The 22,261-nt window shown below is 68.8% G+C and carries 19 protein-coding genes and 1 pseudogene; 14 read left to right on the plus strand and 6 right to left on the minus strand.

All coding sequences use genetic code 11. From position 1 onward, the window contains the following. Positions 1-64: 64 nt before the first annotated feature. From H7F38_RS02320 to H7F38_RS02345, 6 genes are all read right to left on the minus strand, one after another. Positions 65-1,411 (minus strand): TerD family protein, encoded by a 1,347-nt coding sequence (locus tag H7F38_RS02320; RefSeq protein WP_187092669.1) that lies wholly within the window; start codon positions 1,409-1,411, stop codon positions 65-67. A 137-nt stretch (positions 1,412-1,548) separates the two neighbouring features. Next, positions 1,549-4,629 (minus strand): glycoside hydrolase family 38 C-terminal domain-containing protein, encoded by a 3,081-nt coding sequence (locus H7F38_RS02325; protein ID WP_187092670.1) that lies wholly within the window; start codon positions 4,627-4,629, stop codon positions 1,549-1,551. A 73-nt stretch (positions 4,630-4,702) separates the two neighbouring features. Next, a complete protein-coding gene (locus H7F38_RS02330; protein ID WP_187092671.1) occupies positions 4,703-5,335 on the minus strand; it encodes a DUF1707 domain-containing protein in 633 nt (210 codons plus the stop codon). Positions 5,336-5,377: 42 nt separating this feature from the next. Beyond that, complete coding sequence (locus H7F38_RS02335; protein ID WP_187092672.1) at positions 5,378-6,070, minus strand: histidine phosphatase family protein; 693 nt, start codon at positions 6,068-6,070, stop codon at positions 5,378-5,380. Then, positions 6,067-7,011, minus strand: coding sequence for a prephenate dehydratase (gene pheA / locus H7F38_RS02340; protein WP_187094435.1), 945 nt, complete (start codon positions 7,009-7,011; stop codon positions 6,067-6,069). Before pheA ends, H7F38_RS02335 begins: the two co-directional genes overlap by 4 nt. 57 nt (positions 7,012-7,068) lie before the next feature. After that, a complete protein-coding gene (locus H7F38_RS02345) occupies positions 7,069-7,629 on the minus strand; it encodes an AAA family ATPase (RefSeq protein WP_187092673.1) in 561 nt (186 codons plus the stop codon). Between the two features lie 149 nt (positions 7,630-7,778). Between H7F38_RS02345 and H7F38_RS02350 the strand changes: the two genes are divergently transcribed. The 14 genes and pseudogenes from H7F38_RS02350 to H7F38_RS26425 form a co-directional block, all read left to right on the plus strand. After that, positions 7,779-8,849 carry a LacI family DNA-binding transcriptional regulator gene (locus H7F38_RS02350; protein WP_187092674.1) on the plus strand — a complete coding sequence of 357 codons (1,071 nt, stop codon included), beginning with the start codon at positions 7,779-7,781 and terminating at the stop codon, positions 8,847-8,849. Between the two features lie 20 nt (positions 8,850-8,869). Then, entirely contained in the window at positions 8,870-9,685 is an 816-nt protein-coding gene (locus H7F38_RS02355) for a class I fructose-bisphosphate aldolase (RefSeq protein WP_255498212.1), read from the plus strand. Further along, positions 9,682-10,872, plus strand: coding sequence for a Gfo/Idh/MocA family protein (locus H7F38_RS02360; RefSeq protein WP_187092676.1), 1,191 nt, complete (start codon positions 9,682-9,684; stop codon positions 10,870-10,872). The genes H7F38_RS02355 and H7F38_RS02360 overlap by 4 nt, the downstream gene beginning before the upstream one ends. 304 nt (positions 10,873-11,176) lie before the next feature. Next, entirely contained in the window at positions 11,177-12,148 is a 972-nt protein-coding gene (locus H7F38_RS02365) for a 1-phosphofructokinase family hexose kinase (protein WP_187092677.1), read from the plus strand. Then, positions 12,145-13,152, plus strand: a complete 1,008-nt coding sequence (locus H7F38_RS02370; protein ID WP_187092678.1) for a LacI family DNA-binding transcriptional regulator — start codon at positions 12,145-12,147, stop codon at positions 13,150-13,152. The genes H7F38_RS02365 and H7F38_RS02370 overlap by 4 nt, the downstream gene beginning before the upstream one ends. Next, positions 13,140-14,183: a class I mannose-6-phosphate isomerase gene (locus H7F38_RS02375; protein ID WP_187092679.1), complete on the plus strand. Its 1,044-nt coding sequence runs from the start codon at positions 13,140-13,142 to the stop codon at positions 14,181-14,183. The genes H7F38_RS02370 and H7F38_RS02375 overlap by 13 nt, the downstream gene beginning before the upstream one ends. Further along, the gene (locus H7F38_RS02380; protein WP_187092680.1) at positions 14,180-15,697 is read left to right on the plus strand and encodes an L-fuculokinase; all 1,518 of its coding nucleotides are present in this window, start codon (positions 14,180-14,182) and stop codon (positions 15,695-15,697) included. Before H7F38_RS02375 ends, H7F38_RS02380 begins: the two co-directional genes overlap by 4 nt. Then, positions 15,694-16,614 (plus strand): hypothetical protein, encoded by a 921-nt coding sequence (locus tag H7F38_RS02385; RefSeq protein WP_187092681.1) that lies wholly within the window; start codon positions 15,694-15,696, stop codon positions 16,612-16,614. Before H7F38_RS02380 ends, H7F38_RS02385 begins: the two co-directional genes overlap by 4 nt. Then, on the plus strand, positions 16,611-17,378 hold the full coding sequence (locus H7F38_RS02390; RefSeq protein WP_187092682.1) for an ATP-binding cassette domain-containing protein: 768 nt from the start codon (positions 16,611-16,613) through the stop codon (positions 17,376-17,378). Before H7F38_RS02385 ends, H7F38_RS02390 begins: the two co-directional genes overlap by 4 nt. Beyond that, positions 17,375-18,445, plus strand: a complete 1,071-nt coding sequence (locus H7F38_RS02395) for an ABC transporter permease (protein WP_187092683.1) — start codon at positions 17,375-17,377, stop codon at positions 18,443-18,445. Before H7F38_RS02390 ends, H7F38_RS02395 begins: the two co-directional genes overlap by 4 nt. Positions 18,446-18,456: 11 nt before the next feature. Next, positions 18,457-19,620: an ABC transporter substrate-binding protein gene (locus H7F38_RS02400; protein WP_187092684.1), complete on the plus strand. Its 1,164-nt coding sequence runs from the start codon at positions 18,457-18,459 to the stop codon at positions 19,618-19,620. 181 nt (positions 19,621-19,801) lie between these two features. Further along, the gene (locus H7F38_RS26420; RefSeq protein WP_370531325.1) at positions 19,802-20,215 is read left to right on the plus strand and encodes a hypothetical protein; all 414 of its coding nucleotides are present in this window, start codon (positions 19,802-19,804) and stop codon (positions 20,213-20,215) included. Between the two features lie 21 nt (positions 20,216-20,236). Then, a protein-coding gene (locus H7F38_RS02410) for an IS5 family transposase (RefSeq protein ID WP_187092685.1) occupies positions 20,237-21,167 on the plus strand; the annotation gives its coding sequence in 2 pieces (ribosomal slippage) (positions 20,237-20,611 and positions 20,613-21,167; 930 coding nt in all). 563 nt (positions 21,168-21,730) lie between these two features. Then, a pseudogene (locus tag H7F38_RS26425) lies at positions 21,731-22,236 on the plus strand (transcriptional regulator); the annotation flags it as partial. Positions 22,237-22,261: the final 25 nt, after the last annotated feature.

Here is a 22,261-nt window from a genome sequence, read left to right on the forward strand (position 1 = left end):
AGCGGGGGCGAAGTTGATCAGCGCGGCCAGGTTGCTGAGCGCGGGCGAAGTTGATCAGCGCGGCCTACAGGAACCGGACGAGTTGAGGAACCGCGTCGATCGGTGTCCTGGCCTGCATCCCCTCGCCGATGGCCTGCATCTTCCAGCTTCCTGACTCCCGGAACACCTTGGCCATCACCGTTCCCGTGAAGGCGCCGCCGGCACCGAGTGTGTAGCGGGCCATCTCACCGCCGCTGGTGTCGTCCACCAACCGGCAGAAGGCGTTCGCCACCTGCTCGAGGGTCTGCCCCTCGTAGGAGGTCACGATGAAGACCACGGCGGTGACGTTCGCGGGCACCCTCGTCAGGTCGACGGCGATCGATTCGTCGTCCCCGTCGCCGTCACCGGTTCGGTTGTCACCGAGGTGCTGGACCGAGCCGTCCTTGGAGCGCAGGTTGTTGAAGAAGACGACGTCCAGCGGTTGCTGACCGGCGAACATGACGGCCGAGGCGTCCAGATCGATGTCGGCCTCGCGCAGGCCGAACATGCTGCGCTTCTTGATCGCGTCCCAGCCCAGGCCCATCCGGACCGTGGTGAGCGCCACGCCGTCCTCCTTGTGCAGCGAGACCCGTTGCCCCTTGAGCAGATTGACCGAACGGCCCTTCACAAGGGAAACCTCGCCACCGGCCGGCGCAGGAGGAGTGGGCGCAGCCGCCGGAGGCGGGTAACCCTGCGCCGGACCGACCGGCGGCGGATAACCCTGCGCCGGACCCGCCGGAGGCGGGTACGCAGGAGGCGGGTACGCAGGAGGCGGCGGGTACGCGGACGGCGGTGGCGGAGGCGGATACGCAGCGGGAGCCGGCGGCGGCGGACCGGGCGCCGGGGCCACTGGCATCGCCGGCGGCGGCGATGGCGTTTCCGCCTCGTCCACCGACACACCGTGGTCGGCGACCAGGTCGGCCAGGCCTCCGGCATATCCCTGGCCGACGGCGCGCACCTTCCAGTCCGCACCACGCCGATAGACCTCCAGGACGATCACGATGCTCTCGCTGGACAGCCCGACCGACTCGTACTGCACCAGCAACGTCCCGGCGGCATCGAAGAGTTTGGCCACCGGCGGCGCGAACGATCCGAAGCGACCGGTGGGGTTCTCCAGTGCGACCACCACTCGCACCTGTTCGATCTCGGCCGGCACCTGGGGCAGGTCCATCTCGATCCGCCACGCGCGCCCTGGTTCGGGCTGACGACAGCGCACTCCGGGACCGTCCGGCTGGTTGAAGAAGATGAAGTCGGCATCCGACCGGACCTTCCCGTCCGGCGCGACCAGCAGGGCCGAGAGGTCGGCTCCGGTGGCCAGGTCAACGGTCACGACGATCGACATCGCCGTCAGGGGGGCATTCTGGCCCTTGCTCAGGGTGACTGGCGCGGACATGGCTTCTCCTTCGCTGGAGCGGACCGCACGCCGGACCGGCTCGCGGATGGGGAGGTCGGTCGGTCACAGGAGAATCTAGCCGCTGTGCTGCACCCGGGCATGAGTTCGCGCCCTCGATCGGCGGTTCCACCGACGGTTCACACCCCCTGGACACCCGCCACACCGACGAGCCGGAGCGTCACGATCTGGAACGGCCGGAGATGCAGCCCCACGGTGCGGTTCTCCGGTGAGACGTCCAGCTCCGTCCCGGAGCCGTCTCCCGCCCGCTCCAGCAGATCGGTGACGATCACGTCCTCGAACCGGAAAGAAGCGCTCAGCGTGATGGTGCTGCGCCCGCCGAGCGGCTCGTACAGACGGACGATCACGTCGCCGGATCGGTCATCCGCCAGTTTGACGGCCTCGACGACGGCCGTCCCCGGTCCGGACAGCCGGACGAGGGGGTCCACCGGGGCGGAGCCCGGCCCACGGCGCAGTGGCAGGTTGATCGCGTACCCGGCCGCTGCGGCTTCGGGGACCCCCGCGCCGGCCACCAGGGCGTAGCGCAGCACGTGATCGCCCTGATCGGTGTCCGGGTCCGGGAACCGCGGCGCCCTCAGCAGTGAGAGCCGCACCGTCGAGGTGCTCCCGCCACCCAGGCGGGCGTGCCGGGTGACGTCATGGCCGTAGGTCGAGTCGTTCACCACGGCGACCCCGTATCCGGGCTCGCCCACCTGTACCCAACGATGGGCGCAGACCTCGAATCTGGCGGCGTCCCAACTGGTGTTCTGGTGGGTGGGCCGGGTGAGGTGACCGAACTGGATCTCGAAACGGGCGTGGTCGGTGTGCACGTCCACCGGGAACGCGACCTTCAGCAGCTTCTCCCGCTCGTGCCAGGCCACGTCGACCCGGAAGTCGATCTGTCGTGAGCCGGGCGAGAGCGTCAGATCCTGGATGACGCGGGACGCCCCGAAGTTTCTGGCCACCCGCACCGTCACGGAACCCGAGGCATCGGTGGCGACTGCGATGTCGTCGACCTCGACCAGGTCGACGACGGTGTTCCGGTAGTGCTCGTCGAGGTCCCATGCATCCCATTGATTCGGGAAATCCGGGTGCAACTGCAGGAGGTTCCCGCGCGCCCCGGTCGGCAGGATCTCCCGGCCGGCGGCCAGGTCACGCACGGAGGAGATCAGTCCGGCGGCATCGACGACCACCCGCAAAGAGCCGTTGTCCAGCACGATGTCGCCCTCGACGCCGGCGACGGAGACCTCGGCGGCGGGCGGCCGGCGCGGCCCGGCAGCCATCGCGGGAATGCCGTCCCGGGCGAACGGGCCGGCGTTGAAATGGACGGATACCTCGTGCCCGTCGTCGGACAGCACGTCGATGGCGTCGTCGATGATCTCGTTCAGTTCCGTCGCGATCCCTGCGTAGGCGGCCACCGCCTCACGGTGCACCCAGGCGATCGAGCTACCCGGCAGGATGTCGTGGAACTGTTGCAGCAGCACGATCTTCCAGATGCGATCCAGCGCTTCGTACGGATAGTCGAGCAAGCCCCGGACGGACGCGGTGGCAGACCAGAGTTCGGCCTCCCGCAGCAGGTGTTCACTGCGCCGATTGCCCTGTTTGGTCTTCGCCTGGGAGGTGTAGGTGCCGCGGTGGATTTCCAGGTACAGCTCGCCGGCCCACACCGGGGCCGACGGGTACTCCGCGCGGGCCTCGCGGAAGAAGTCCGACGGTGCCTGCATTCTCACCCGGGGCGAGCCTTCCAGGTCGGCCGTCCGACGGGCTCTGGCGATCATCTCCCTGGTGGGGCCACCGCCGCCGTCACCCCATCCGAACGGCACCAGCGAGCTACCGGCCCGCCCCTTCTCGCGGAAGTTCGCGACCGCATGGGCGAGCTCGGCACCGCTGAGCTCGGCGTTGTAGGTGTCGACCGGCGGGAAATGCGTGAAGACACGGGTCCCATCGATGCCCTCCCACCAGAACGTATGGTGCGGAAAGGTATTGACGGTGTTCCATGAGATCTTCTGCGTGAGCAGGGCGCTGCACCCGGCCAACGCGGCGATCTGGGGCAGCGCGGCGGTGTAGCCGAACGAGTCCGGCAACCACACCTCGCCGCACTCGACATCGAACCGGTCCAGGAAATACCGCTTCCCGTAGGAGAACTGGCGCGCCATCGCCTCGCCCCCGACCATGTTGGTGTCGGACTCTACCCACATCCCGCCCACCGGCACGAAGCGGCCGGCCCTGACGTGGGCAGCCACCCGCGCGAACAATTCCGGCCGATGGTGCTCGAGCCATTCGTACTGCTGCGCAGAGGACATCGCGTACACCAGATCGGGGTGGGTGTCGAGCAACTGCACCACGTTCGACGTCGTCCTTGCCACCTTGCGAATCGTCTCGCGCACCGGCCAGAGCCAGGCGGAATCGATGTGCGCGTGCCCGATCGCACTGATGCGGTGCGCCGAGGCGCCGGCCGGTGCGGCCAGTACCGTCGCAAGTTCCGACCGCGCACCGCCGGCCGACCCGACGACGTCGTCGAGCTCCACCCGATCCAACGCCCGCTCGATCGCGTGGAGGATCTGGAATCGCCGGGGCTCGGCCGCCGCGAGCGAACGCATCAGCGAGTCCAGTACTTCCAGATCCGCCACCAGCTCCCAGACGTCCGTCTCGAGCACGGCGATCTCGGCTTTCGCCAGCCGGTAGAGCCGAGCCGTTCCAGCAGTTGACTTCTCGCCCCTGACGGTCGGCCGGAATTGATGCCCCCGCTGGATGATCGGGTTGGCCGCCGCCTCGACGTGGAGATCGATCCGTTCGCCACCGAGCGCCGGATCCGCCAGCGGAATCCAGCTGTTGCGGGGATTGAGTCCCTTCACCACCGTCAACCCGTTCCCGGACCCGTCGCTCCGGAAGACCAGGCCCTCGGCCTGGAATCCGGGCGTGGCCGGCGTCCAGCCGAGATCGACGACGGCCTCGACCACCCGACCGGCTGCCGCCGGCGGCACGGTACCGGTCAGGTGGAACCAGCTGGTCCCCCACGCCGGGCCCCAGGACTGTCCGACCGCGAACGGCTCGTAGGCGGCCACCAGGGCGTGTTCGGGTGGCACCGGTTCGCCCTGACCACCGCCGACGTGCCAGGCCTCGATCTGCAGATCCGCGACCGGCGTGTACACGCAGGGTCGGATCCTTTCGGTCAGCACCCGCGTCAACCGGTCCTGGATGGCTACCGTTCGATCGTGCACGATCGTTTCCCCTCCTCGACCGGCCCTGGCCCGGCCTCCCGAAACGGTGCCCACCCTACCGGGCGAGATCTCGCTACCTCGGATGGCGGATGCTGATCGAGCCACCCCGCTTGGTGCCGGTCAGCAACAGGTCGAGCAACCCACCCGGCCCGGGCGGGATCCTGTTGTCCACGCTGCCGCCCCGGACCGACAGTCCGTCGAGTCGGACGGTACCGCCGTGCGGGAGCACGAACTCGGCGGAGCCACCGATGTTCGAGCGGAACTCGACCGTCACGGTGGTGCTGGTCAGGGTGGCCCGGCTGAAGTCGAGTCTGGTACCGGCTCCGACCCCGCCGATGACGATGTGCGGAGGCACCGGCCAGCGCCCGCGGAACGACCTCGATCCCCAGCCGGTCAACTCCAGCACCTCGGCCCCACGGGCGGCTGCGGGCGCCCCGGAATATCCCGGGGTGTGGCGGAGCGGTCCGGCTGTCAGCGTGGCCGCGTCCTCGACGGTGCGACCGGCCACCCGGAGACCGGGCAGGTCCAGCAGCAAGGTGTTGAGGTCGGCGCGGGTCAGTGCCGCACTGGCGGCTTCGCTCCGGCGGCCGTACTCGGCCGGATCGAGCAGACCACGCCGGGCGGCCTTCGCCAGGAGCGCGAGCACGTGGGCACGCTCGTCATCGGAGACCCGCAACTGCTTCGGGTCGATGGCCGGCCCGGTCATCCTCCCAGGATAACCAGCGGTTTCAGGGACTACCCAGCGGTTTCAGGGACGAGCCGGGACGGGGATGGCGTCGTCGAAAGGATCCTCGTCGCCGGGGGCGGAAGGCGTCGCCCCGACGAGGCCGGCACCGACCTGCGCACCGGTCCAGGAATGAGCCGTCCAGCCCTGCTCCAGATCGCCCGAGAGCACCACGATCCCGGTGTTGCGCAAGGGGTTGACCGCCCCGAAGCCGTCTTCCAGATTGGTGGCCCTGGTGGAGGCCCAGAAGCGGTTGACGGCGCCGTGGGCCACCAGAGCCGCGCCGGCCACGCCGGTGCCGACGACTTCGCGGACGACATCGTCGAACCGCTCCAGTACCTCGGTGCCGCTCTCACCGTTCGGACCCGGTGTGCGGTCCTGGAGGCGGCCGGCCATCCAGCCGCCGATGACGCCCAGGTACCCGCGGACGGAGAGGTCGTCATCCTGCATTTCCCATTCACCGGCGGCGATCTCGCGCAGATCGTGACGGATCGTGATCTCCAGGCCGCGACGCCGCGCCAACGGGATGGCGGTCTGCTGCGCCCGCACGGCCGTGGACGCGTAGATGGCCTCGATCGGTTCGGCGCCGACGGTGTGGGGCACCGCGGCGGCCTGCGCGGCGCCGAGGTCGGTCAGACCCGGACCCGGAGGTGCCGTGTCCAGCAGACCCAGCACGTTGGACGGGGTCTGACCGTGACGGATCAGCACCAGTCTCATGACGGCACACGCCGGACGACGCCGGTCACGATGGCCGAGACCGCCTCTGCCGCTGCGTCATACCTTCCGGCAGTCGCGAAATCCGCAGCCGGGACGTTGGTCCCGGACATCCGCGGGTAGGAACCCAACCAGCGCATCAACGCCGCCCGGCGGATCAGCGCGGCGACCGTGTCGGCCATGGCGGGTTCGGCGATGTGTCCGTCGGCGTCGATCAAGAACACATACTCCCCCAGCTTGTTGCGGGTGGGCCTGGACTCCAGACGCGTCATGTTGATGCCACGGCCGGCGATCTCGGCCAGCACGCTCAACAGCGAGCCGGGCTGGTTGTCGACGGAGACGATGAACGAGGTCCGGTCGTTGCCGGTGGGCTCTGGCGGCGGGGTGCCGCCCGGACGGAGCAGCACGAATCGGGTGATCGCATCACGCACCACCCCGACATCGGTGGCCAGCGCCGTCAACCCGTACCGGGAGCCGGCCACCGGAGCTGCTGCGGCGGCGTCGATCTCGCCCGCCGCCACCGCTGCCGCCGCTGCCGCGGTGGACGTGGTCACCACGATCTCGGCGGTGGGCAGGTGCTCGGCCAGCCAGTCGCGGACCTGGGCGTGACCGTGCGGGTGGGAACCGACGGTGCGGATGTCGCCCGCGACGGTGCCGGCCCGGACGAGCAGGTCGAAGGTGACCGGGACGAAGGCCTCCGCGCCGATGACCAGGGCATCACCGTGGGTCAGCTCGTCCTGGGTGAGCGGGACGCCGCCCTCGACCGAGTTCTCCAGCGGGACGCAGGCCGCATCCACGTCGCCGGACCGCAGCAGCTGCAGCGCGACGGAGACGCCGGCGGCGGGGACCAGCTCCACTTCCAGGCCCTGACTGCGCTGGAGGACGGCGATCACCGCAGCTTCGGTGAAGGTGCCCTGCGGCCCGAGGTAGGCCCATCGTTGCATCACCCGGTCACCCTAGTGCGCGGCCGATCCGACGACCCCCTGCCCGCTTCCGCATCGTCAGCCACCCTCGGTGCAGCGCACGATCCTGGCGGCTTCGATGGCGGCAGCCACCGAGCCGGACGCCGCAAGGTGAGCCACCACAGGCGCCGGGGTCGGGGCGGGAACCCCGACGCCGACCGCCGAGCGGTCCCGCGCCAGGTTGCGCTGCTGCCGGCGGGCCAGGGCCACCTCCGGGGGCACCGTGACCCAGATCAGATGGACGACCGACGGTTCCAGTTGCCGGGCGAGCTCCGCCCAGGCGTGCGGGTCGGAGCACTCGCTGGTGAACGGTGCGACCATCACCACGTCGTTGCCGATTCTCCGGTTGTCGACGGCGATGTCGGTCAGGCATCGATACCGGGCCGTGCGCACGGGGCCCCGCAGGCCGGGATGATCGAGGTCGGCTCCGGCTCCGACGAGGACCGCCAGCTGCGCCATCAGCGGATTGGTCGCGACGTCCTGGTCGAGCAGGACGGACCCGGTCACCTCGGCCAGCGCCCGCCCGAGGGTGCTCTTCCCGCTCCCGGCCGGCCCGGCGACCACGTACGTCACCCGCCGCGCGCCCTTCGTCCTGTCCATTCCGGCGATTGTGCAGCACGCGGGCCCGGACCGGAGCCCGGCATCGGGCACCGCATCAGCTGACCGCCGCCACCACAACACTTGACAGCCGGCACGCCACCACGCAAGATCGATGAGACAACGTTGTCTCGTACATCGAGGAGGTCGTCGTGGAGGTACAGCGGTCGCCCCGTCGGGCCACCATGACCGACGTCGCGCAGGCCGCCGGCGTCAGCCTCAAGACGGTCAGCCGCTACGTCAACGGCGAGACGAACATCGACCCGGTGATCGCCGGCCGGATCGGCGAAGCCATTGCCACCCTTCACTTCCGCCGCAACCAGGCGGCCGCCAGCATTCGGCCGGGACAGCGTTCCCAACTCGTCGGACTGATCATCGAGGACGTGGCGAACCCGTTCTATGCTGTCCTGACGCGCAGTGTGGAACTCGTGCTGCGCGCCAGGGGTCTGCTGCTGCTGGCGGCGTCCTCCGAGGAGGACCCGGTCCAGTTCGGCCGGCTGGTGGAGCAACTGATCGAGCGACGGGTGGACGGGCTGATCGTGGTGACCCCCAGCGATCCGGGCCCGCGGTGGCCCGAACTCGCCAGAGAGGTCCCCGCGCTGGTCATGCTCGACCGTTTCGATCCGGCGATCGAGGCCGACAGCGTGATCGCCGACGACCAGCGCGGTGGCCGCGACGCCACCCGCCTGTTGATCTCCGGCGGTGCGCGGCGGATCGCCTTCGTCGGCGAGGCGCTCGGCCTGCAGAGCATCGCGGGGCGGCACCGCGGCTACGTCGAGGCCCTGACCTCGGCCGGTATCGCAGTCGACCCCGGCCTGGCCATCGACGGCGTGCGGACCGGCGACGAAGTGTGTGCCGCCGTGACCTCGTTGCTGTTGCGGGACAGCTCGATCGATGGGATCTTCGCCGCGAACAACCTCGCCAGCATCGGTGTGCTGCGGGCCCTGCGGGATCTGGGCCTGTCCCGCCCGATCGTCGGCTTCGACGATTTCGAGGCCGCCGGCCTCGTCGATCCCGGCGTCACCGTCGTCTCCCACAGCGTGGCCGACATGGGCCGTCTCGCAGCCGAGCTGCTGCTGGACCGGATCGACGGCCAACAGGTCCCGGTCCGCCGAATGGTGCTGGGCACCAACATCACTCTGCGCGGCTCGCACCTCACGGTGCCCATGCCCGCGCCGGCACCGGCCGGCCCCTCCCCGAGAAGAGAGATCTCCACCCCATGATCCAGTACAGGCTCAACCGCATGTTCCATCCGAAGTCGGGGCGGCTGCTCGACGTGGCGGTCGACCACGGCTTCTTCGGGGAGAGCGCCTTCCTGAACGGCATCGCCGACCTGCCCGCCGCCATCGACACGTTGATCGAGGCAGCGCCGGACGCCATCCAGCTGACCATCGGCCAGGCCCGGCTGCTGCAGAGCCGACCGGGCCGCTTCAAACCGAGTCTCGTCCTGCGATCGGACGTGGCGAACGTCTACGGCGCGCAAATGCCGGAGCGGGTCTTCAGCATTCCGATCGAGAATGCCGCCGAGACCGCGGCGCAGCTGGACGCCGTCTGCCTCGTCGTCAACATCTTCGACATCCCGGGCCAACCGGAGCTGAAGGAGCAGTGCATCCGCAACGTCCTGGCACTGCGGGCGGAGTGCACGCGACTGGCCATGCCGCTGATGGTCGAGCCACTGGTGATGCGGGCCGACAACGCAGGCGGCGCCTACCTCGTCGACGGGGACGTGGACCGGATCACCGCCCTCGTGCGCCAGGCCGTCGAACTGGGCGCCGACCTGATCAAGGCCGACCCGACCGACCAGATCGACGAATACCACCGGGTCGTCGAGGTGGCCTCCGGGATCCCCGTGCTGGTCCGGGGTGGCGGCCGGGTGGCCGATGCCGTTCTGCTGCAGCGCACCGCGGATGTCCTGCAGCAGGGCGCGGCGGGCATCGTGTACGGCCGCAACATCATCCAGCACAGTGATCCGGCGGGGATCACCCAGGCGCTGATGGCCGTCCTGCACGACGGCGCATCCGTCGAGCACGCGCTCACGCTGATCGGGGCAGCCGGATGACCGGCCGCGAGCCGGTCAGGGTCGGCGTGATCGGGGCCGGCCTGATGGGCCGGGAACTGGCCGGTGCCCTCGGTCGCTGGTCGGCGCTGGAGCAGTCGCCGGTGGACCCACGGCTGACGGCCGTCTGCGACGTCGATGCCACTGCGCTGGACTGGTTCCGGCGGGTCTCGTCGGTGGGAACGCTGACCGAGGACTACCGCACGCTGCTGGACGGCGCAGTCGACGTCCTCTACGTCGCGGTGCCGCACCATCTGCACGAACAGGTCTATCTCGACATCGCGCAGGCGGGCGTGGATTTCCTCGGAGAGAAGCCGTTCGGCATCGACCCCGGCGCATCTGCAGCGATCGGAGACGCCATTGCGGCGTCGACATCATTTGTCCGATGCTCCAGCGAGATGCCGTTCTACCCCGGTGTGCAGCAGGCGATCTCCTTCATCGGACAGGGTCGCCTCGGCCGCGTCATCGAAGCGAATTTCTCCTTCCTGCACTCCTCCGACCTCAACCTCGCCAAGCCGATCAACTGGAAGAGGCAGACCCGGTTCTGCGGACAGATCGGCGTGATGGGCGACCTCGGGATGCACGTCACCCACGTGCCGCTGCGACTCGGTTGGCGTCCCGCGGCGGTCTTCGCCCAGCTCCAGGAGCTGGTACCGACCCGACCGGACGGGAAGGGCGGCACCGCGGTCTGCGACACCATCGAGAACGCCACCCTGTCCAGCCGCGTCGACCTGCCGTCCGGTGCCTTTCCGATGACGCTCGAGACCAAGCGGATCGCTCCGGGTGAGATGAACACCTGGCGGATGCGGGTGGTCGGGATGGAGGGTGGCGTCGAGTTCAGCACCCGCTATCCCCAGACGCTCAAGGTGATGACGATCCGTGACGGACAACAGGTGTGGGAGGAGCGGATGGCCGGTAGCCAGTCCGCCCAGCCGACCGTCACCGGGCCCATCTTCGAGTTCGGCTTCACCGACGCGCTCCTGCAGATGTGGGCGGCCTACTTCGCCGAACGGGCGGGCGAACTCGGCGAGGCGTTCGGCTGCGCCACGCCGCAGGAGGCCCTGACCAGCCATCAGCTCTTCGACGCGGCCCTGCTCTCCAGCGCGGCGGACCGGTCCGTACCGCTGGTGCCGGGTTCGCGTCGTCGTCATCGGAGCATCGATGTCTCCGGCGTGATCGGCCGGGGCTGACGGTCCCGCGGGTCACCGCCCCGCACCGCCCCGCGGCAGTGACCGAACCGTGACCACGGCGTCGCCAGAGGGGCATTGACAACGCTGTCATCTGCAGGCAGAGTGGCCCTTGCGCCCCGCAGTATCAGTGACTGTCGTCACACGGATCACTGGTGATCCGTGGATGACAACGCTGTCACCGTGGGGCTCACCGCTGGGACCCGAGTGTCCCGACGGCCACGCTCCAGAGGTCGCCCGAGTCATCGGGCCTTGCAGCAGCCAGCGGTCGGCACCGACGCCGTCGCAGGACGAACAGGAGGCACTGATGCTGATCGCAGCGCCCAACCTGTGCCTCGACATCACCATCGCAATCCCCCGTCTTGTGCCGGGGTCGGTGTCAAGGGCCACCGGGACCGACACCTCCGCCGGCGGCAAGGGCGTCAACGTCGCCCGCGCCGCCCGAACTCTCGGCGGCCGCCCGGTGGTGGCCGGATTCCTACCCCGCGCGGACGGGTCGCGTTTTACCCGACTGCTGGATGCCGAAGGTCTTGCGCTCCGCAAGGTCGACGTCGACGGGGTCCTGCGCATTGCGAGCATCCTGGTCGAGGACGACCGTCGGGTCACCGTGATCAACGGCCGGGGCGCGGACGTCGACAGCACGAGGTGGCACCGGTTCACGTCGCTGATCGTCGATGCCGTCGCCGGTGCCGGGGTGCTGGTCTGCTCGGGTTCGCTGCCCCCCGGCGCACCGGTGGACGGTTACGCGCAGTTGGTGGAGATCGGCCACCGGGGTGACGTACCGGTCGTCGTCGACGCGGCGCCGGCGGCGCTGGCCGCGGCCCTGGGAGCGCAGCCGGACCTGGTGTCCCCCAACCTCTCCGAGGCAGAGGGCCTGCTGTTCGGCCGGGTCGACGAGCAGGTCGACGAGGTCGGCGAGGACATCCCACTGCGGGCCGTCCGGGCCGCGGTCGGCCTGCACGCGGCCGGCGCCGTCCGCGCCGTGGTGACCGCTGGATCCGCCGGCGCGGCACTGTGCACCACGACCGGCGCCTGGTGGCTCGCGGCCCGGCCCGTCGACCTGGTCAACCCGATCGGTGCGGGCGACTGCTTCGCCGCCGCCGCCGCGCTGGCCCTGGTCGCCGGGGCGAAGGACATCGACGTGGTGAGACGCGGTATGGCCGCGGCCTCCGCTTCCTGCGAGCAGCCCACGGCCGGCCGGCTGGATCCGGCGCGTGCCGCGGAGCTCTTCGAGAAGATCACCGCACAGACGATGGACCCCACGGTGCTCGCCGGATGACGGGCCGCGCCACCGTGTACGACGTGGCCAGGGTGGCCGGCGTCTCGATCAAGACGGTCTCCCGGGTGGTCAACGGGTCCGAGCAGGTGTCCGAACCGACCCGGCAGCGGGTGCTGTCCGCAGTGGCCGAACTGGCCTACGTCCGCAACTCGGTGGCCCATTCGCTGCGCACCGGGAGCGGAGACGCCATCGGAGTCGTCATCGATTCCATCGCCGACTCCTTCTTCGCCATGCTGGTCTCGGTGATCGAGGAGCGAATGCTGGCCGAGGGAATCGGGGTGCTGATCGCCTCGACCGGTCGCTCGCCCAGCCGGGAACGCGGGCAGGTCGTCCGGCTCGCCGGTCAGAACGTCCGGGCCCTGGTCATCGCGCCGATCGGCGACGATCACAGCTATGTCACCGACGTGACCGAGGGCCTTCCCGTGGTCCTGGTCGACCGCGGATGGGAGATCCCCGGGTACGACACGGTGGTCGTGCAGGACCGCCTCGGCGCGAAGTCGGCGGTCGATCACCTGATCGCCGGCGGCCACCGGCGGATCGCCTTCATCGGGGACAACGGGGACCTGCCGACCATCGCCGAGCGGCGCTCGGGCTATCTCGATGCGCTCGCGCAGGCGGGGATCGCCGTCGACCCACTGCTGGTGCGGAACGGCTGCGGCGAGCCGGAACCCGCCGCACTGGCCACCGCAGAACTCCTGGCGTTGGTCGATCCGCCCAGCGCGGTGTTCTCCTCGAACCCCAGGGCCAGCCTCGGAGTGGTCAAATCGCTGCACCAGGGCGGCCGCACGGACATCGCCATGGTCAGCTTCGGCGACTTCGCTCTGGCGGACTCCCTGGAACCGGCCGTGACGATCGTCAACCAGGACCCGACCCCGATCGCCGAAGCCGCGGTCGACCTGCTGCTGGCCAGGATGCGCGGCCAGCAGTCGGACGCAACGAACATCGTGCTGCCCGTGAACGTGGTGCCGCGAGGATCTGGAGAGCTGGTGCCATGCAACCGATAGTGATGCCGCCCAACATCATCGACCACTTCTACCTCGGTGGCGAACGGATCGCCGAGCTCCGTGGGGTCGGCATGCCGTCGCCGCGCCGTCCGGAGGAGTGGCTGGCCGCGACCACCTTCCGCGCGGGCGAGCCGGGAGTCGGTCCGAGCCGCACCGACAGCGGGGAGCTGTTGCGCGATCTCATCGCCGCCGACCCCATCGGCTGGGTCGGCAGCGACGAGGGTCCGGCGGGTGACAACGGAATACTGGTCAAGCTTCTCGACCCCGCGCAGCGGCTGCCGGTGCACGTGCATCCCGACCGGAGTTTCGCCACCTCGCACCTGAACTGTCCATACGGCAAGACCGAGGCCTGGTTCGTACTGGCAACTTCCGGCGAGCAGCCCAGCGTCTGGCTCGGATTCGCGCAGGACGTCGATCCGGCGGAGCTGAGCCGTCGGGTCGACGCGCAGGACTCGGACTGGATGCTGGGCCGGATGAACCGGATCCAGGTGAAGCCCGGTGACGGCATCCTGGTCCCGGCCGGTACCGCGCATGCCATCGGTGCCGGTGTGTTCGTCGCGGAGGTCCAGGAGCCGACGGACTTCTCGATCCTGCTCGAATGGTCGATCACCACTGCCACCCGCGAGGAGTCCCATCTGGATCTGGGACTACCGCTGGCCCTGAGCGCCACCAACCACCACGCCTTCTCCGCCGAATATCTGCAGACCCTGCTGACCTACACGGATCCGAACGGCCGGAGCGCCGACCCGCGGCCGTTGCTGCCGCCCGCGGCCGATCCGTTCTTCCGTCTGGACCTGCTGGCCCCCGGGCCGGGAACGGCTCCGTCGCTACCCGCCGGCTTCGCGGTCGGCCTGGTCTTCGACGGACAGGGCGAGATCCGTTCGCCCAGCGGTGCTCCGCTGTCGGTGACGCGCGGCCAGGTGTTCGCCATCCCGGCCGGGTTCGGAGATTGGTCGGTCACCGGTGACGTGCAGTTCCTCGCGTGCCGGCCGGGCGCCGGCTGGCCCGGCACCCTGCAGGTGAGCGCGTGAGCACGCCGATCCTGCTGGGCGTCGACGTCGGGACGTCCGACTCGAAGGTGCTGGCCACCACCCTGACCGGCGCGGAGATCATCGCCGTCTCCACCCCGACCGCGTGGCGCAACCACGGCGGCACCCTGACCGACACCGATCCGCAGAGACTGGTCGACGGTGTGTTCGCGCTGCTGGAGCACGCGGTCGAGGTGGCCACCGAGCAGGTCGGGCCGGTCACGGTGCGCGCCATCGCGGTGACCGGGATGGCCGAGGCCGGCGTCCTGCTGGACTCCCGCGGGGTTCCGCTGTACCCGATCATCGCCTGGTTCGATCCACGGGGGAGATCCGAGATGCAGTCCCTGCCCGCTGATCTCATCGACCAGTTCGGTGGCCGGACCGGCCTGCCGGTCTCTCCGCTGGCCACCATCGCCAAGCTCGCCTGGATGCGCGGACAGGGCACCGACCTGCGCGGCAAGCAGTGGCTCAACGTGCCCGAATACCTGGTCCACAAGCTGGGGGCGGTGCGGGCGTCGGAGATGTCGCTGGCAGCCAGAACCGGTCTGCTGGACCAGGATTCGGGTGAGCTCTGGCCGGAGGCGCTGGCCGCCATCGGAGCCGGCCCCGACCTGATCCCGCCACGGGTGACCGCCGGGACCCCACTGGGGCGGGCCGGTGGCGACGCGGTACCGGCCGTCCTGCACGGCGCGGTGCTGACCGTGGCCGGCCACGATCACCCGGTCGCCGCGGTGGGTTGCGGTACCACCGGAGCCGACGAGGTCTTCGATTCCTTCGGCACCGCAGAGGCTCTCGTACGCTCCGTGGACGGTCACCTGGACGCCGCGGCCCGTCATCGGCTGGCTTCGGCCGGCGTCAACTCGGTCCACCACGTGCTGGCCGGCAGGCGGTTGCTGCTCGGCGGCACGAAGGCCGGGTTGCTGTTGCGCCGAACCCTGGACCTGCTCGGATCCGGGACGGTCGACCGCAGGGCCGAGCTCGACGACGCGGCCTGCGCGCTCACCGACCGCACCGGAGCGCTCGCGAGCGATCCGATCGAAGGCGTCCGGGTCTCCGGTGCGATCAACGACGACGGGACCCTGCGGATCGAGATCACCAACGACGACGTCAGTCCCGCCGCGCTGTGGCTGGCCACCCTGGCCCATGCCGTCGACGAGGCAGCGCGTTGCCTCGACCTGATGGAGGCCGAGATCGGTCCGGCCAGCGCCGTCGTCGTGGCCGGCGGCTGGACGAGGATGCGGTCGGTCCGACGCTCCAAGGAGTCATCCCTTCCCCACGTCCGATTCTCCGACCGATCACAGGCCGGGGCCTTCGGAGCCAGCATGTTCGCGGCGCACGCCTCGATCGTGGCCGACAGGCTCTCCGACAGCGGGGATCCGAGCGGAAATTCAGTGGCCGCCCCGACCGGGCCGACCGAGGAATTCGCGGCCCGCTACACCTCCGCCGCTGCACACGGGCAGCGGCGGACCGAACCAGTCCCATCCCACGCACCAGCACTCGAGGAGATCACCAGATGACCGGCTCCACCACCAAGACCGGCCTCGCGGGCATCGCGACCAGCCAGGCCACCTTCGCCATCGTCGCGATGGACCAGCGCAACACGCTCAAGCGCATGTATCACGCGGTCGGCATCGCCGACCCGTCGGACGAGGAACTGGTGCAGATCAAGGCAGATACCGTACAGGCGTTGCGCGGCAGCGCTTCCGGCTATCTTCTCGACCCCACCTTCGGCACTCCGGCGCTGCGCCTTCTGCCGGCCGAGGGACCGCCCTACGGCGTGCTGGTGGCTGCCGAGCCGTCCGAGCGCGGCACCATCAACGGCGAACCGCGTGGTCACCGCGACCCGGCATTGAACGCCCGGTGGGTCAAGGACCAGGGCGGCGACGCGGTCAAGTTCTACGTCCAGCTGCGCGCCGACCGCAAGCCCGGACCGGACGGCATCGACACCACCGCGGAGGTGCTGCAGGTCGTCCGCGAGGTCATCGCAGACTGCCGGGAAGCCGGTATCCCCAGCGTCATCGAGAACCTGATCTTCCCGCTGGCGGGTGAGGACGCCCCGACACCGGCCCAGCGCGCCGACCGGATCATCGAGGCCGCCCTGCTGCTGGACGAGCTCAAGCCCGACCTGATCAAGCTCGAGTTCCCCGGCGATGCTGCCTCCTGCAAGCGGCTCGCCGACTCGCTGACCGTCCCTTGGGCGGTGCTGTCCGCCGGTGTCGCGTTCGACGAGTTCGCCGCTGCACTGCGGATCTCCTGCGACGACGGCGGCACCAGCGGATTCATCGCGGGCCGCTCCATCTGGAAGGACGCGGTCGGCATGAGTCGACCGGAACGCCAGGCCTTCCTGGCGGACGAAGGAAGACGTCGTCTGGACAACCTGGTCCAGGTGATCGACGGGCGTGCGCGCCCCTACACGGAGGTGACAGCGCGGTGACCCCCATCTTGGAAGCCCGTGGCCTTTCGAGGAGCTTCGGACACGTCCGGGCCCTCGACGGAGCGGACTTCGACATCAACGCCGGAGAGGTCGTCGCCCTCATCGGCGACAACGGTGCCGGCAAATCGACGATGGTGAAGGCCCTCTCGGGCAACCTGCAGCTCGACGAAGGTGAGATCTTCTTCGAGGGCGACGAGATCGAGATGACGAACCCCCAGCAGGTGTCGGCCCTCGGGATCGAGGTGGTCTACCAGGACCTTGCGCTGGCACCGCATCTCGACCCGGCGCAGAACATCTTCCTCGGTCGCGAACTGCCGGCCAAGGGATTCCTGGGCAAGCTCGGATTCATGGACAACAAGGAGATGAGGCGTCAGGCCCGCGCCTCGTTCGACGAGCTCGGCGCAACGGTCAGGTCGCTCACCGCACCCGTTGGCTCCATGTCCGGCGGCCAGCGGCAGGGCATCGCCATCGCCCGCGCCATCGCCTGGGCTTCGAAGGTCGTCTTCCTGGACGAGCCGACGGCGGCCCTTGGGGTCGTGCAGACCAAGAACGTGCTCGAGACGATCAAGCGCGTCCGGGACAGAGGTATTGCGGTGGTGCTGATCTCGCACTCCATGCCGCACGTCCTGGAGGTCTCCGACCGGGTGCAGGTGATGCGACTCGGTCGGCGGGTGGCCACCCTGCAGACCAAGGATTCCTCCATCGAGCAGCTCGTCGGCGCCATGACCGGCGCCCTGGACATGTCGAACGGGAGCGCCGCATGAGCGTCATCTCCAAGCCCAGCGCTCCGGTCGGCCTCGACGGCGAGGAGCACGAATCCCTGCTCAAACGGCTCACCAACCTCCAGTCCGTCTGGATTCTCGGTGTCCTGGTGGTGATCGTCGCCTTCTTCGCCATCAAGGGCGGCGGGAAGTTCTTCTCCGCCGACAACTTCTCGCAGATCAGCCAGAACATCTCGGTGCTGGCCATCCTCGGCGTCGGGATGACGTTCATCATCATCACGTCCGGCATCGACCTCTCCGTCGGTTCGGTGCTGGTCTTCGCTTCGGTGATTTCCGCGCAGGTGATACAAGCAATGGGCGGTTCGAGTGGCGGTGCCATCACCGTCGGCGTGTTGGCCGGCCTGGTCGCCGGCGGAGCCTGGGGGTTCGTCAACGGCTTTCTCGTCGCGAAAGCCAAGGTTCCGCCATTTATCGTCACCCTCGGGACCCTCTCGGCCGCACTGGGTCTGGCTCAGGTGCGCACGTCGGGACTCAATATCACCCTGGACGATTCCTCATTGACGGACTTCGGCATCTACACCAGGGTTCTCGGTATACCAGCGTTACCCTTCGTTGCTCTAATCGTTGTCATCCTGGGTGGAATTCTCTTGCACCGGACGAAATTTGGTCGCTATACTTATGCGATCGGATCGAACGCCGAAGCAGCGAGGCGCGTCGGCGTGAAGGTGGACAAACACCTCATCCTGGTCTACAGCTTTGCTGGTGTTCTCGCCGGAATAGGTGGTGCGCTCTACCTGGCTCAGTACGGCACCACGACCATCGCCGGTCAATCCCTCACCAATCTGAACGTCATCGCCGCTGTGGTCATCGGCGGGACATCGGTGTTCGGCGGTGAGGGTTCGATGTTCGGCACCATCGTCGGGCTGTTCATCCCGGCCGTCCTGCAGTCCGGCTTCGTCATCATCGGGGTGCAGCCGTTCTGGCAGGGTGTCGCGGTCGGCATCGTGCTGATCGCAGCCGTCTACATCGACCAGACCCGCCGCGCCGCAGCACTTCGCGGAGCAAAATCCTCCAAACGACTCGGCAAGCAGCCGAGCGGAAGAAAGTGAAAGGAAACGCAATGAAGCGGTCCCTCGTACTCGGCGTCGCCGCCAGCGCCTGTCTGACGCTGGCGCTGGCCGGCTGCTCGTCGTCCAAGCCGGCGGCTGCGGCCAGCAGCTCCAGCGTCGCAGCGTCCAGCAGTTCGGCGGCGTCGTCGGCCCCGGCCGTCGTGGCCCCGGCCTCCTCCGCTGGGTCCTCCGCAGCCTCCTCGGCGGCGGCTTCGTCGGCACCGGCCTCGTCGGCACCGGCGTCCTCCGCCCCGGTTTCCTCCGGATCGGCGTCGGCCAGCGTCGTGGCCCCGACCAAGGCCAAGAAGAACTACAAGATCTCCTTCATCCAGGGCGTCGCCGGTGACAACTTCTACATCACCATGCAGTGCGGCATCCAGACCGAGGCGGCCAAGCTCGGGGTCACCGTCAACACCCAGGGCGCGACCGCGTTCGACCCGACCCTGCAGATCCCGATCCTGTCCTCGGTGGTCTCGTCCAAGCCGGATGCGATCCTGATCGCGCCGACCGACGTCAAGGCCCTGCAGGCCCCGTTGGCCAAGGCTGCTGCAGCCGGCATCAAGATCGTCCTGGTCGACACCACGGTCAACGACCCGTCGTTCGCCGCCTCGCAGGTCTCCTCCGACAACGTCGGGGGCGGAAAGGCGGCCTTCACCGCGATCAAGGGTCTGAGCCCGAAGGGCGGCAAGGTCCTGGTCATCTCGGTCAATCCCGGCATCTCGACCACGGATGCCCGCGTCAAGGGCTTCCAGGACGCCACCGCAGCCGACTCGTCGTTCACCTACCTCGGTGTGCAGTACTCGCACAACGACCCGGCGACGGCGGCCCAGCTCGTCACCGCTGCGCTGCGGAAGGATCCCGACATCACCGGAATCTTCGCCACCAACCTGTTCGCCGCCGAGGGCGCAGCCACCGGCATCAAGCAGGCCGGCAAGGCAGGCAAGGTCTCGATCGTCGGTTTCGACGCCGGCCCCGATCAGATCAAGGCGCTCAAGGACGGCACCGTGCAGGCACTCGTCGCCCAGCAGCCGGACACCATCGGCACGGACGGCCTCGACCAGGCCATCGCGTCTCTCGACGGCGGCACGGTGACGCCGAAGATCCAGACCGGTTTCTCCATCATCACCAAGGCCAACGCGGACACCACCACGGCCGCCTACAAGGCAGCCTGCTGACGCGTCCCCTCTGACTCTCCGGTGCCGGCGGTGTTCGACCGGCGGCACCGGAGGACCTCGTTCGGCAACGAAGACGAAGTGTCTGCAACGCCCCTCGGGTCCACGGACCCGAGGGGCGTTTCTTGCTGCCGCGCCTCGTGGCCATCACCCCGGATTCGGCATCGCCTATGCCGCAGTCGATATCGCTACCAGCGTCGCCGAGGTCTTCCAGCTCAGCCGCACCGTCACGATCAACGACGACGTGGATCTGACGTCATGGACCCCGACCCGTGACCTGCACCTGCTCGATCTGACCGGCTCGTGGGCACTGCGCAATGGTGCGGCACAGTCGCTGGCGGCCGCGCGGCGGCCGGTGTGCTGCGCGTGGTCCGCGGCGATCCGATTTACTCGGCACACCCTCGACGGGCTGTGGGCGCCGTCGACGATGACCGGTGAGCCGACGGCCGTGCTGTACGAGCACTCAGCCGATTCGTTTCCTGCCGCGCCGGCATTCATTCGACCATTGGATGCGCCACTGGTGTGGACATTGATCCGAGATGCCCCCTGCGCATCGCTTATCGGGTCGGCTAGGGCGTGTCTCCCAAAAGTTGGGTAGGTGTGGCGGGATGCTCACTGAATGAGTTCTCCTTCGTCGCGGTACCGCGTCTTCAGTGACGAGCAGTGGCAACGGATCGAGCGGTTGTTGCCGACAAATGTTGGCCGGCGGGGTCATCCGTTCGGTGAGCACCGGCGGGTGGTGGAAGGCATCGCCTACCGGTACCGGGCCGGGATCCCCTGGCGGGACTTGCCTCGGGACGTGTTCGGACCGTGGCAGACCGTGTGGAAGCGGCACCGCCGGTACGCCGGAGACGGCACCTGGGACCGGGTGCTCGCGGCGTTGTTGACCGACGCTGACGCTGCCGGTCAGATCGACTGGACCGTGTCGGTGGATGCCACCATCAACCGCGCCCACCAGCACGCGACAAACACGACACGGCCCGAGCAGGACACAGGGGGCAGTATCGAACTACAAGAATCTGCCACTGGTCGATGCTGAACCTGCAGGTCACGGCATTGGCAGGTCCCGGGACGGGTTGACCACGAAGATCCACCACGCGGTCGATGGCAAGGGCCGGCCACTGGCGATCGTCATCACCGGTGGGCAACGCAACGACGGTGCCGTCCTGGAACAGGTACTGGCCGACATCCGGGTTCCGCGCCGAGGTCGGGGGCGACCACGGACCCGACCCGATGCCGTCCTGGCGGACAAGGCCTACGCCGCCGGGATCACCCGCAGGATGCTGCAGCGCCGCGGGATCAAGGTGGTCATTCCGCTCAAGAGCGACCAGATCGCCGCCCGCAAACGTAAGGGCAGCAAGGGTGGCCGTCCACCTGCGCTGGACCGCCAGATGTACCGGGAACGCAACGTTGTCGAGCGTTCCTTCGCTCTGATCAAGCAATGGCGGGGGCTGGCCACCCGCTACGACAAGCTCGCCATCACCTACCGCGCGGCAGTGGTGCTTTCGGCGTGCATCGTCTGGAACCGACTATTGGAAGACACGCCCTAGCCGGTCGCCGATCCCCGACCGACCCCGACTGTGATCTTGATCGTGGACCACTTCAGGACGCGGGTCCGGTCGCCACACGGGCTTCCGCCGACGACACCTTCGAGGCGCACCTTCTACGAAATCTGTTCGGCTCTTCGATGATGACGAGCTCGTTCTGCAGGTCCGAGAGTTCTGACCCTCTGAACGAGTCCGGATTCAACTCGTGCAACAACACGGTTCGTCGGAACATCCACTCCCAGAAAGTGGATCTTGACACCCGAGTCGAGGAGCTGACCACGCCGAGTCCTGACCACGGCCGATACCGTCAGGAGGTGGTGCATCGAAAGCTGGACCTGTCGCAGAACGACCGGCGGGCTGCTGCGCAGCAGGGAAGCGCCTGCAAGGGCCACCCGGAATGGCTCGTCGTGGTCCGAGTACGACACGCTAGGTCCGGCAGAGACGATTTCCAGGCCAGCAAACCCTGGGATTTCACTCAAAACGGGTTCGAGCTGGTGGGCACGCTCCATTGCGAACCGGATGTCGGCAACCGATTGCAAGTAGTCCCGCATTGCCGAGGGCCCTCCGCGCTCCTGGGGCGGCTTCCGCAGTTGGCCGCCCTGGTGATGTCCGCGGCCTGCGAGGTGCTCGCGTGGAACGATCTCGCGGCCGCTCTGACCGAGGACTTCGCCACTCTCGCCCCGCAGGACCGCAATCTCGCGCGAAAGGCGTTTCTTGGCCCGGGGCAGGGCGACAGGCTCTACGGGATCTCCGACGACGCCGAATTCCGGCACAGCGTGGTCATGCAGCTGCGTGCGAGCCTGTCTCGATATCCATCCGACCCTGCGGTGAGCGGTCTCATCCAGGAACTCCGCGACGGCAGCGCCGAGTTCGCTCGGCTCTGGGATCGCCATGACGTGCAGGCCGCGCCGATGCTCACCAAGACTCCCGCCACCGGGCTGTGGGAGACATCACCGTCGACTGCGACTCCCTCATGCTCACCGACCGCGACCAGCACATGGTGCTGTACACCGCACAGCGGGGATCCCGGGACGCCGAGGTCCTCGCTCTCCTCGACGTCATCGGCACCGAGACCATTGCCGTAGCCGAACCCACCA

It is taken from the genome of Nakamurella sp. PAMC28650 (assembly GCF_014303395.1).
GTDB lineage: Bacteria > Actinomycetota > Actinomycetes > Mycobacteriales > Nakamurellaceae > Nakamurella.